General features: G+C 66.3%; 9 protein-coding genes and 2 pseudogenes. 4 read left to right on the forward strand and 7 right to left on the reverse strand.

Annotated elements, in window-relative coordinates; all coding sequences use genetic code 11:
• Window positions 1-649, forward strand: a pseudogene (locus WAN02_RS04080) (Hsp70 family protein); the annotation flags it as partial.
• A gap of 7 nt (window positions 650-656) precedes the next feature.
• Here WAN02_RS04080 and WAN02_RS04085 read toward each other — a convergent pair.
• Genes WAN02_RS04085 through WAN02_RS04100 form a run of 4 tightly spaced genes read right to left on the reverse strand, consistent with a single transcriptional unit; the run spans window position 657 to window position 3,196 of the window.
• Complete coding sequence (locus WAN02_RS04085) at window positions 657-1,439, reverse strand: SDR family NAD(P)-dependent oxidoreductase (protein ID WP_422262899.1); 783 nt, start codon at window positions 1,437-1,439, stop codon at window positions 657-659.
• Window positions 1,436-1,930, reverse strand: a complete 495-nt coding sequence (locus tag WAN02_RS04090) for a nuclear transport factor 2 family protein (protein WP_422262900.1) — start codon at window positions 1,928-1,930, stop codon at window positions 1,436-1,438. Before WAN02_RS04090 ends, WAN02_RS04085 begins: the two co-directional genes overlap by 4 nt.
• A complete protein-coding gene (locus WAN02_RS04095) occupies window positions 1,872-2,729 on the reverse strand; it encodes an SDR family NAD(P)-dependent oxidoreductase (RefSeq protein WP_422262901.1) in 858 nt (285 codons plus the stop codon). Before WAN02_RS04095 ends, WAN02_RS04090 begins: the two co-directional genes overlap by 59 nt.
• 23 nt (window positions 2,730-2,752) lie before the next feature.
• The gene (locus WAN02_RS04100) at window positions 2,753-3,196 is read right to left on the reverse strand and encodes a universal stress protein (RefSeq protein WP_422262902.1); all 444 of its coding nucleotides are present in this window, start codon (window positions 3,194-3,196) and stop codon (window positions 2,753-2,755) included.
• Window positions 3,197-3,519: 323 nt separating this feature from the next.
• Here WAN02_RS04100 and WAN02_RS04105 point away from each other — a divergent pair, with 323 nt between their 5' ends.
• Window positions 3,520-5,079, forward strand: coding sequence for a glycosyltransferase family 39 protein (locus tag WAN02_RS04105; protein ID WP_422262903.1), 1,560 nt, complete (start codon window positions 3,520-3,522; stop codon window positions 5,077-5,079).
• Between the two features lie 51 nt (window positions 5,080-5,130).
• Window positions 5,131-5,850: pseudogene (locus WAN02_RS04110) on the forward strand (MgtC/SapB family protein).
• A gap of 37 nt (window positions 5,851-5,887) precedes the next feature.
• Here WAN02_RS04110 and WAN02_RS04115 read toward each other — a convergent pair.
• Genes WAN02_RS04115 through WAN02_RS04125 form a run of 3 tightly spaced genes read right to left on the reverse strand, consistent with a single transcriptional unit; the run spans window position 5,888 to window position 11,527 of the window.
• The gene (locus tag WAN02_RS04115; RefSeq protein ID WP_422262904.1) at window positions 5,888-7,288 is read right to left on the reverse strand and encodes an MFS transporter; all 1,401 of its coding nucleotides are present in this window, start codon (window positions 7,286-7,288) and stop codon (window positions 5,888-5,890) included.
• The gene (gene uvrB, locus WAN02_RS04120) at window positions 7,285-9,444 is read right to left on the reverse strand and encodes an excinuclease ABC subunit UvrB (RefSeq protein WP_422262905.1); all 2,160 of its coding nucleotides are present in this window, start codon (window positions 9,442-9,444) and stop codon (window positions 7,285-7,287) included. The genes WAN02_RS04115 and uvrB overlap by 4 nt, the downstream gene beginning before the upstream one ends.
• Before the next feature lie 34 nt (window positions 9,445-9,478).
• Entirely contained in the window at window positions 9,479-11,527 is a 2,049-nt protein-coding gene (locus WAN02_RS04125; protein WP_422262906.1) for a serine/threonine-protein kinase, read from the reverse strand.
• Window positions 11,528-11,824: 297 nt separating this feature from the next.
• Here WAN02_RS04125 and WAN02_RS04130 point away from each other — a divergent pair.
• Window positions 11,825-12,169 (forward strand): FHA domain-containing protein (locus WAN02_RS04130; protein ID WP_422262907.1); only part of this gene is annotated, 345 nt, incomplete at its 3' end.

Consider the following 12,169-nt stretch of genomic DNA (forward strand, 5'->3'; position numbering starts at 1 on the left):
TCTTCCCAGTGTGCTGAACGATCGGTCCGGCGGCGACGTCGACTGGTCCGAGATCGCGGGCATCTACGTGGTGGGCGGCGCCGGAAGCTTCCCGCTCGTCGCGCGGGCGTTGCGCTCGGCGTTCGACGAGAAACGGGTCAAACGGTCATTGCACCCGTTCGCCGCGACGGCGATCGGCTTGGCCGCCTTCCTCGACAGGGAGGCCGGATTCGCGCTCTCCGAACGTCTTTCGCGCCACTTCGGGGTGTTTCGCGAGGCCTGCGCGGGCGAGGACGTCTGCTTCGACCCGATCGTGCCCAAAGGAGCCGTGTTGCCCACCGCCGGTCAGCCGCCCTTCGTCGTCACGCGGACCTACCGCGCGGCGCACAACATCGGACACTTCCGCTTCGTCGAGTGCAGCCGGCTGCGCGACGGCCGTCCCGACGGTGACGTGACGCCGTATGACCCGGTGTTCTTCCCGTTCGATCCCGACCTCAGCGACGACCAGGACCTGCCGCGCCGGCCGGTGAGCCGCCGCGACGACGGCCCGGACGTCGAGGAGCGCTATGTCGTCACCTCGGGTGGAGCCGTCGAGGTCACCCTGACGACGCGTCCAGACCGGGTCAGCCGCACGTTTCGGCTGGAGCGGCACGACCTCGCCAGCGCGTAGCGGCCGATCAGCTCGCGCCGTCTAAGTCGGGTGTCCAGGCCACTCCGTTGATGTGGCTGCCGCCGTCGACGAACAACGTGTTGCCGGTGAGATAGCGGCAGTCCTCGCCGGCCAGAAACAGCGCGACCGGGGCGATGTCGAGGTAGGGATCCCCGATTCGGCCCATCGGGTTCATCGCGTCGGCGAAGGCGGCAATGTCGGGGTTGTCGCCAAGGGCGCGCAGGAATGCCGCACTCTTGGCGGCCGGGCAGATCGCGTTGACGGTCACCCCGAACGGCGCCCACTCGCGGGCGGCGGTGCGGGTCAGGGCACGCAGCGCCTCTTTGGCGGCGTTGTACTCCAGGGTGCCCATGTGCGCGTTGACCCCGTTGAGGCTGCAGACGTTGATCACCCGCCCCCAGCCGCGGGTCCGCATGTGCGGCAGGGCGGCCCGCATCGCCCAGAACGGGCCGTAGTACGCGACGGCGATACCGTCGCTGAGCTGCTGATCGGTCTTGTTCTCCACCCGGCTCATCGATCCGCCGCCCCATGCGTTGTTCACCACGACGTCGATCGAGCCGTACTCCGAAACAGCTTGCGCAACAGCGCCTTCCACCTGGTCTCGAACCGAGACGTCGACCTCGACGAACAAGCCCCCGACGGCGGTCGCGACGGCGCGGCCACTACCGGAATCGCGTTCGGCTACGACAACTTTTGCGCCCTCTTCGGCGAACCGGCGCGCGATGCCTTCGCCGATACCTGCTCCGGCACCGGTGATCAGCGCGACCTTGCCCACTAATTGCCCCGTCATGCCGGCCGGCCCGTCGCACCGGCGGCCAGCAGGCCGCGGGCCTCGGTAGAGCCGTCCAGTGCCCGACTGGTGCGTTTGGCGATCCGCCAGCCAGCGGCCGTCCGCCGCAGCGTGACGTGGTTGGCGCCGGCCCGCCACACCCGATAGCCACCGCCGTCGTCGTTACGCCGGATGACGACCGACTCGCACACCGCAATCGCGTCGTCGCCGTCGATGTCGACGCATACCGGGCCGAGGAAATGGGCAGCGCCGCGGCCGATCAGACCCTGATGCGCGGGTGATCGCACCATCTCGGCGACGTCGGCCCGGCTGCGCATGTGCCAGCCCTCGATGTCGTACTCGCCGTCGTCGGTCCACAACCCGGACACCGCATCGGCATCGCCGGCATCCACCAGCGGTCCATACGACGCCATCAGGCGGCCAATGGCCAGCTCATCCTCCACCCGGCGCAAACGCTGTTCCAGAGCCGCGAGCCGTTCCTCCACCGTCATCGGAATTCCTCTCCGCGTTCAACAGCCTCTGCATGGCGCGATGCGCGCCGAGAACCGCCGCGGCCCGATCAGGATCGTTGCGCATGGCGACGATCTGCTCGTTGCCGCTGACGATGTGTACGGGACCGCGGCCCAGCCATTCCAACCCCTCGCGGGCCACATCGGCGGGCTCGGCGACGACGACGCCGGGTGCGTCGAAATTCAGGCCGACCCGCTCCATCGCGGGTGTGCGCGTCACGCCCAGCACGAGGTCCAGCACGTCGACGCCGTGCTCCCGGAGCTCCAACCACAGTCCCTCGCCGAAAATCCTGGTAAACGCCTTCACGCCGCCGTAAACGGTGTGCCGAGCCGATCCGAGGTAGCCGGCCAGCGAGCCGAGCAGCACGATGCCGCCGCGGCGCCGGTCGCGCATCAGCTGCCCGTAGTGGTGCACGAGGGCCAGCGGTGTCGACACATTGAGATTGATGACTCGCTGGAACTCCGCGAGATCGCCGTCAAGAAATTCGCGACTGTGCGTGTTCGCACCCGCGACCAGGATCAACAGCCCCACTTCGAGCCCGCTCGTCGCCGTCGCGATCCCGGTGCAGGCGTCGGATGCGCTCAGATCGGCCCGGACGGTGCGCACCTCAACGCCGTTCCCGCGGCACTGCTCGGCCGTCTCCTCCAATGCGGCCCCTGAACGGGCAACCAGCACCAGATTGAGGGCCGCCTGCGCAAGCAACCGGGCGAATTCAGCGCCGACCCCCTCCGAGCCGCCCGCGATCAGCGCCCACGGCCCGTATTTCGCGGTGTCGATCACCGGGTCGACGCGCGTAGGCCCGCTTACGTGGTGGTGTGGACGATCAGCACGTCGACCTTGGCCCGGCGCGAGACGTTGGCAGGCACCGATCCCAGCAACCGGCCGGCGATCGTGCTCAGGCCGACGTTACCGACGACGAGCAGGTCGGCGCCGACCTCTTCGGCGAGTCCGACCAGCGCGTCGACCGGGGCGCCGACGATCGACCGTTCTTCGACGTTCGTGGCTCCAGCCTTTTCGGCCCGCTCCTTGGCCTCGCGCAAAATTGCATAGATCGGGGCGCTCCCCGACACTTTGTAACTCTCATCTTTCAGGGCGTCGGCGGCCCGCACATCCTCGTTCTGCGGCAAATACGCCGTCGCCACGATCAGCGTCGCGTTAGCCCCGGCAATGCTGCCCGCCTTCTCCACCGCGCGCAGCGACGAATCCGAGCCGTCGGTTCCTACCACCACGGTCCGATAGGCGCTCATTTACCCTCCCAGGTGTCGGTTGCTACGCCAATCCAAGACAGTAATGCCTTGCCGTCGCCCGATGGTCGACTTTGAGACACGCCGACCTGGTTGGCATTTCCCGGGCTACCGCTGCGGCGCGCACACTCTGAGGCTCCAAATGTGTCGGCTGCGCGTCCAATTAGCCAACGCGATCAATGAAACTCGTTGGTGTGCTTATATTTTCGTCGATATTGCTACCGCACGACCGAGTCGCCCGATTCGGCCACACTGGCAAAAGTGGTATGTGATCAGGCAGGACGGGTAAGCATGTTCACCACGGTGGCCCTAAAGTGACATCCATCATGGTTGCTATAACAGTCGTCGAACCCAGGACGGTGGTCACCCCGAGCCCCTCGGGGCCGCACCGCCCCAGCAGGTTTATTGACCCGCTCGCCATCGCGGCGCTGGCCGCCGGCATTGGCGCCGCCGGGGCGAACTGGCCGTCGCTGTGGTTCGACGAGAGTGCCACGATTTCTGCCGCCGGCCGCTCAATACCCGACCTGTGGCGGATGCTCGGCCACATCGACGCCGTTCACGGTTTGTTCTACCTCGTCATGCACGGCTGGTTCAGCCTGTTCCCGGTGACCGAGTTCTGGTCGCGGGTTCCCAGCTGCCTGGCCGTCGGGATCGCCGCAGCGGGTGTGGTGGTCTTCGCGAGACAGTTCCTGCCGAGGACCACCGCGGTGTGCGCGGGCGTCGTGTTTGCCATCCTGCCGCGCGTGACGTGGGCCGCCGTCGAAGCGCGCTCGTATGCGTTGACGGCGGCCGCGGCGGTCTGGCTGACCGTCTTGTTGGTTACCGCCGTACGCCGACACCGGCGAGGGCTGTGGGCGTCCTACACGCTCGCGCTGACGCTCGCGATATTGCTCAACCTCTATCTGGTGTTGCTCGTACCGGTCTACGCCGTCGTGACGCCGGTGCTGCGCCGCAATAAGTCGGTGGTGCGTTGGTTTGCGATCACGTCAGCGCTGGCGGTGGCCGCATCCACACCATTGATGTTGTTCGCGCATGGCCAGAGCTTCCAGGTGGCCTGGATTTATCCGTTGAGTTGGCACAGCGTGCTCGACGTTGTGCTGCACCAATATTTCGACAACAGCGTTCCGTTCGCGATCCTGGCCGGGCTCATTTTCATTGCTGCGCTGACGATTCGGATGAGGGGTCGGTGGCTATCGCTCGGCGATACCCGCCGGGTGCTGATCATCTGCGCCGCCTGGATGGTGGTTCCCACCGCCATCAGCCTGATCTACTCGGCGGTCAGCGATCCGTTCTACTACCCTCGGTACCTGTTCTTCACCACCCCGGCGATGGCGGTCGTGCTGGCCGTCTGCATTGTCGGGATCGCGCGCAGGCCACGATGGATCGCCGCGATGCTGATCGTGCTCACCGTGGCGGCATTCCCGAATTATCTTCTCTCGCAACGACAGCGGTACGCCAAAGAGAGCTGGGATTACAGCGACGTCGCTGACCTCATCAGCGCGCAGGCGGCCCCCGGGGACTGCCTGCTGGTCGACAACACGGTCGGCTGGCTGCCCGGGCCGGTTCGCGCTGTGCTCGCCGCTCGTCCCGACGCCTACCGGCCACTGGTCGACGTCGGTCGGGGCGTTCCCGCGGCCAAGCGTGAGACGCTCTGGGACGGTCACGTAGCCGTCTGGCTGGTGGTAGGCCGGCTGTACCAATGCACCACACTGTGGACGATTTCCACCCGCGACACCAAGCTGCCGAACCATCAAACCGGGACGTCGCTGCCGCCCGGGCGGATGCTGGTGAACGCGCCCGCCTACACGACCGCGAAAAATGTCGGGTTCCACATCGTCGAGCGCTGGCAGTTCCACCGAGCGCAGGTCATCAAGTCGACCCGCTGACCGCACCTGCGATGGTCGCACCAGCACAGCCGGCCAAGTAGCTTGGCGGGCGTGGAGACCTGGTTTGCCGACCCGCTGTTCGGTGGCGCCGTGCAGAGCGGCCGGCACCTCATCGAGCTCTTCGCCGCCTTTGGACTGACCGCAATCATCGGCCTTGAACGCACCATTCAGGGCAAGGTCGCGGGACTGCGGACCTAAACCATCGTCGGCACGTCGTCGGCGCTGATCCTGTTGGTCAGCAGGTACGGTTTCGGCGACGTATTGCCCGGTCACAATGTCGAACTCGACCCCTCTCGGGTTGCGGCCCACGTTGTCTCAGGCATCGGCTTTCTGGGCGCCGGAATCATCATCACTCGGCGCGGCGCCGTACATGGGCTCACCACCGCTGCAGCGGTGTGGGAATCGGCGGCGATCGGCCTGGCCGCGGGCGCCGGCTTGCTTCTGCTGGCCATCGCCGTGGTAGCCCTGCACTTTGTCAGCGCGCTGGCGTTCAACGTCGTGGAGCGGCAGCTCACCGCACGGTTGCGTGGCACGGTCCGGCTGCAGATCGTCTACGACAACGGCCAAGGGGTGCTGCGGGAGATCTTGCGGGTCTGCGGTCAAAGGAACTGGCAGCTCACCGAACTCGAAGCGGACGACGGCAACATCGATCGAGATCAGGTTGCCGTGACGATGACGCTGTCAGGGAACAAGATCAGCAACGCCACACAAGTGCTCGGCGACGTCGACGGCGTCTCCGCCGTGCTGCATGCGGAGGATGAGCCCGACTAAGGGCGGGCCGAACCACCTGCCTGCGAACGCACGTTGGTCAGCGCAGATCCCGAGTGGCCCGGTATGCGACCCACGCGCCCAGTAAGCCCACTACGGCGAAGACCGCGAAGAGCGCCCGCGCGGCGATGACCATGCTGCCGTGGGCAGTGTTGACCACGACGCCGGCCAGGCCCGCGCCGAATGCGCCGGCGATGACCTCAATGGTGTTGATGGCTGCGGCCGCCGCGGGACCTTCGGCTTCGTCGTCGATGCAGTGCATCGACCAAGCCGACAGGTGTGGCCACGCCGCGCCGATACCGATTCCGGTGATCGTCAGCGCCAGCGCCCACGTGATGACCAGGCCTGCGGATGCATTGTCGAATTGGGTGGCCGCGGCCAGAACCAGACCCAACGCTATGACAAGCGGACCGAACACGACCACCCGATTGATGACTTTCCTGCTGCTCAGCGACGCGCTGAGGACCTCACTGACCGCCCACCCGATCGCCAACGCGGCGCCGAGAAACCCAGCCGCGACCGGGACCAGGTGCGCGAGGCGTTGCCCGAACAGAGGCACGTACATGTCGACCATCGCCGAAGCCATCAGCACCGCCAGGGCCAGATAGATCCATTTCAACGGTCCACTTCCAAAAACGCTGGGCGGTAACACTTTTACGGCCATGCGTCGATCGACGACGATGAATGCGCCGATCAGGACCAGGCTGATCGCGAGCAACACGGCGGTCGGTCCGACGTTCGTCGGGACTTGGGCGACGCTGATCGTCAACGCCGCCGTACCCAACAGCACGATCGACCACACCGGCACTTTCAATGTGGGCGCAGCCTCGCCCGAATCGACGCGGGCCGGTAGCACCCGCGGCACCAGCACGCCCATCGGTACCGCGAGAATCGCCATGACGCCAAACGCCCAACGCCATAGGCCGAATTGCGCGAAGAGGCCGCCGGCCGTCGGGCCGATCACGGTCGCGACACCCCACATCGCCGACGCCAGTGCCGAGGCCCTGGTCCACAGCGAGCGCGGCAGAGCGGTATTGATCAGCGCGTAGCCCAAACCGGCCAACAATCCCCCGGCGGTGCCCTGCAGGGTGCGACCCACCAGCAGCACCTCCATGCCGGGAGCCAGCGCGCACACCACGCTGCCGATCCAGAACACGATCAGTCCCAACAGAAATGACACCCGTGGCCCGATCCGCAGCAACATCGCGTTGACGGTCGTCGCCGCGACAACCGACCCCACCAGGTACAGGGTGGTCACCCAGGCATACAGCCGTTCGCCGCCGATGTCGGCGATCGCGCTCGGCAGCAAACTGACCGTCACGAACTCGTTGGTCGCATACAGCGCCACGCCACCGGCGAGAAGTATTGAGGTCCCTAGGAATCGGGGACCCAGCAGCGTGCGCCAGCCGTCGGCAGCTGCCTGATCGTGGGGTGAGCTCACTTCAGACCGGCGGCGTCCATCCCGCGCAACTCTTTCTTGAGGTCGGCGATTTCATCGCGGAACCGGGCGGCCAACTCGAACTGCAGGTCGCGGGCCGCGGTCATCATCTGCTCGGTGAGGTCTTTGATCAGATCGGCCAGTTCGGCCCGCGGCATGCTCGCGGTGTCGCGGCCCTCGAACACTCCAGCGCTGACCGCGCGGCCGGGCGCACCCTGAGCACGTCGCCCGCGTGACGCATTACGTCCCGATCCGCCGATCTCCACGGCCTCGGTGTCGTCGGCTTCGCGGTAGACCTGATCGAGGATGTCGGCGATCTTTTTGCGCAGCGGCTGCGGGTCGATGCCGTTGGCTTCGTTGTAGGCGACCTGTTTGGCCCGCCGACGGTCGGTCTCGTCGATCGCCTCTCTCATCGAGTCGGTGATCTTGTCGGCGTACATGTGCACTTCGCCGGACACGTTGCGGGCCGCGCGGCCGATGGTCTGGATCAGGCTGCGCGACGAGCGCAGGAAGCCTTCCTTGTCCGCGTCCAGGATCGCGACCAGCGACACCTCCGGCAGGTCGAGACCCTCCCGCAGCAGGTTGATGCCGATCAGCACGTCGTAGTCACCCAGCCGCAGCTGGCGCAACAGCTCGACCCGTCGCAGCGTGTCGACCTCGGAGTGCAGATAGCGGACCCGGATCCCCAGCTCCAGCAGATAGTCGGTGAGATCCTCGGCCATCTTCTTGGTCAACGTCGTCACCAGGATCCGCTGGTCGGCTTCGGCGCGCTTCCGGATCTCGCCGATCAGGTCGTCGATCTGGCCCTTGGTCGGTTTCACCACGACCTTCGGGTCGACCAGCCCGGTCGGGCGGATCACCTGCTCGACGAACTCCCCCGCGGCCTGGCTCAGCTCGTAAGGACCGGGCGTCGCCGACAGGTACACCGTCTGTCCGATCCGGTCCGCGAACTCCTCCCAGGTCAGCGGCCGGTTGTCGCACGCCGAGGGAAGCCGGAACCCGTATTCGACCAGGTTGCGCTTGCGCGACATATCGCCCTCGTACATGCCGCCGATCTGCGGCACCGTGACATGCGACTCGTCGATGACCATCAGGAAGTCTTCGGGGAAATAGTCCAGCAGCGTCGCGGGTGGCGAGCCCGGCCCGCGAGCATCGATGTGCCGCGAATAGTTCTCGATGCCGGAGCAGAATCCGACCTGACGCATCATCTCGACGTCATAGTTGGTCCGCATCCGCAGCCGTTGGGCCTCCAGCAGCTTGCCCTGCCCCTCCAGCTCGCCGAGGCGCTCCTCGAGTTCCTGCTCGATGGTGGAGATGGCGTGGGCCATTCGCTCCGGTCCGGCGACGTAGTGAGTCGCCGGGAACACGCGAAGCGAGTCGACCTTGCGGATCACCTCGCCGGTGAGTGGGTGCATGTAGTAGAGCGCCTCGATTTCGTCGCCGAAATACTCGATGCGCAGGGCCAATTCCTCATACGACGGAATGATCTCGACGGTGTCGCCGCGGACCCGGAACGTGCCGCGAGTGAAGGACATGTCGTTGCGGGTGTACTGCACGTCGACCAGCAGCCGCAGCAGTGCGTCACGCGGGACCTCGGTGCCCACCTGAAGTTCGACGGAGCGGTCCAGGTAGGACTGCGGTGTGCCCAGACCGTAGATGCAGGACACCGACGCCACCACCACCACGTCGCGGCGCGACAGCAGCGACGAAGTGGCGGAGTGCCGCAGCCGCTCCACGTCGTCGTTGATCGAGCTGTCCTTTTCGATGTACGTGTCGGTCTGCGCGATATACGCCTCGGGCTGATAGTAGTCGTAGTAGGAGACGAAGTACTCAACAGCGTTGTGCGGCAACATCTCTCGCAACTCGTTGGCCAGCTGCGCGGCTAGTGTCTTGTTGGGTGCCATCACCAGAGTCGGCCGCTGCAGTCGCTCGATGAGCCACGCGGTGGTGGCTGACTTTCCGGTACCGGTCGCACCCAGCAGCACGACGTCGCGCTCGCCCGCCTGGATCCGGCGCTCCAACTCGTCGATGGCGGCCGGCTGGTCACCGGCCGGCGCGTAGGGGCTGACCACATCGAAGCGGCCACCTGCGCGCACCATCGCCTCGACCGGGCGATATTCGGAGTGCGCAACCACGGGGTGCTCGGTAGCAAACGCCATGTTCACCAGGGTAGAGCTCTGTACCGACAGAAGGTCAGCTGTGCTGGCTGCTCCACACCCGGGTGCCGGGGTCGCATTCGATGAGGTGCCCGTCGTCGGACTTCGACATCGTGAAAACCGGCGTGTCATCGCATGAGGTGCCAACTGGGTGCACGCCGGTGGTCGGCGGAGCCTTGTCCCAGGTATTGCCCTCGCAGACGACCTGCTGATTGGCCGTCGAGTCGAAGGCGACCTTGTCGATGTCGGTGCATGGCCCACCCAGCACCGCGGGCGTTGCGGTTCCGATCGGGGTGGCGGTGGTGTTCGCCGCCTGCGCGGGATCGGCCACCGTCACGCCCGGAGGAACATCGCCGGTCCGGGATGCCACGACCGGGATTCGCAGCGTGGCCCCTTGCGATCCGCACTCGTTGCTCTGCACGGTTTGGGTTTGCGCGCCGCGCAAGGTGCCATCGGGTTCCGGCGTCAACGTCCACACCACGGTCTCCGACTGGGTGGACATCGGCCCGCCGCGGGCGGTGCGGCACTGGACCTGCACCTGGCGCGGCTCGGCTTGCCAATGGCCGTCGAGGAAATGCAGAACGCCGGTATTGCCGGTGCCGCCGGTTTTGGCCATTTGATGACTCGAGTCGTCCAGTTTGGTGCCCGTGGCGGCGCACCCGGTCGCGGTACACGCGGAGGAAAAGGCCCACCAGCTGGTGGCTCCGCCGTTGGTACGGATGACGCCGTTGGACGTCTGTTTCGCGCGGTCGTAGTCCAGCCGGTAACTGCCGTTCAGCGGCGGCGCCGCCAGGGCCGACCCCGAGGTCGACGTCCTGCTCACCCGAGGCGGCGACGCGGGGTTTGCTTGCGGCTGGTCGTCCCAGGAGAAGAACGAGATCGCCCACGTCACGGTCAGCGCGACGACGGTCGTGACGATCATCGCCAGGGCGATGGCGGCTTTCAGGGAAGGCCGTCGTAAGGCTTTCCAGAAGCCGGTGCGGCGAATTTTCGGCCTGGAGTGGCGATCGCCGGCTGGGCGGCAGGAGACGTGCTCGCTGAACGCCGCGGCGAACTGGCGGCACCGGTCGAACCGGTCCGACGGGTCCTTCGCGAGCGCTTTGAAGAACACATCGTCGAGGTCGGCCAGATCGGGGCGGTAGTCGCTGAGTCGGGGTGGCGCCGCATGCAGGTGCTGGCCGATCACCGCGACGGGATTGGAGTTTTGGTACGGCGGCGCACCGGTGAGTAGGTGGAAAGCCGAGGCGGCCAGCGCGTATTGGTCGGCGCGGCCATCGATGTTCGACCCGACGAGTTGTTCGGGGGCGGCGTAGGCGACGGTGCCCACCGCGACGTTCGTCTCGGTGATGCCACTGATGTCGGCGAGTTGACGGGCAACGCCGAAGTCCGCCAACAGGATTCGGCGATCATCCTCGTCGGGGTGGGTCAGCAGGATGTTGGCGGGCTTGACGTCACGGTGCAGTAGCCCGCGGGCATGGGCGTAATCGAGCGCGCTGGCGACCGCAGTGACGATCGCGCAGACGTCACCGTCGGCCATGCCGCCACGGAAGCGGTCCCGCATCAGTCGGGCGGCGTCGGTGCCCTCGACGTAGTCCATCGCGATCCACAGGTGACCGTCGAACTCGCCACGGTCGTGCACCGCGACGATGTGCGGATGCCACAGGGTGGCGGCCAAATCGGCTTCGCGATTGAATCGTTCGCGGAATTCCTGGTCGTCCGTAGTTCCTTCGCTCAAAACCTTCAGCGCGTCACGGCGCGGCAAGCGGGGATGCTTGGCGAGGTAGACGTCAGCCATCCCGCCGGACCCCAGTGGCCGCAGGATGGTGTAGCCGGCGAAAGACGTCGGCGTGGCGATCGCGCTGCCCTGCCCATCGTCTGGGCCGGATCGGCCGACCTTCACCGAATCCCGCTCGGGACGCGATTTGATCAGCGGGACGCGAGTCAGCAGGCGGGTGATCCCCAGGCCGGGAAGCGATGCGTAGCCGCGCTCGAACAGGCTGCGGGCGCGCGGCGGCTCAGCGGGCGCCGACGGCCCTGATTGGGCGTCCCAGCGCTCCGTAGCTCTGGTCGCCTCGTCCCTAGACACACTTACCCCCTCGCTTCTCTCGCTGTGCGTGCGATCCAGCACGCTCCCGGTCACCCCCACCGGACTACACTTTTAAATTAGTTGCGGTGAGGACCTTTTCGAAATCTCATCGCGCGCGGGCGAGTTCGCAACGGCCTGCCTAACCTTCGCAATCATGCCGCCAGATGCGGTGCGCCCCTCTTGTGGCGCTTATGAAACAGCTGTGAATCGGAACGTCGCAGCAGCTCGCGGCAACATATAGCTGAATCACAGTGCGTCCCGTGGAAGCCGCGCCGTCGCGGAGTCGATACTGGAGTGGTGAGTCGACCAGCCCCACCCGTCCTGACCATCTGGCACAACGGCTCAGAAAGCACCTTCGCGCCGGGTCACGACGTCGTCGTCGGCCGTGATTTGCGCGCCGATGTCCGGATCGCGGATCCGCGGATTTCGCGCGCGCATCTGATCCTGCGTTTCGAGCAGGGCAAGTGGGTGGCCATCGACAACGGCTCGGTGAATGGGACATTCGTCAACGGCTACCGCACGCCGGTGGTCGACATCCATGACGGGCAGAGCATCAACGTCGGTAATCCCGGTGGACCGCGACTCACGTTCGAGGTCGGACCACGCCGCGGCAAAGGCGGCCGGCAGGCGGGAAGCGCATCC

The sequence above is a fragment of the Mycobacterium sp. genome (assembly GCF_049281135.1).
Classification (GTDB): Bacteria; Actinomycetota; Actinomycetes; order Mycobacteriales; family Mycobacteriaceae; genus Mycobacterium.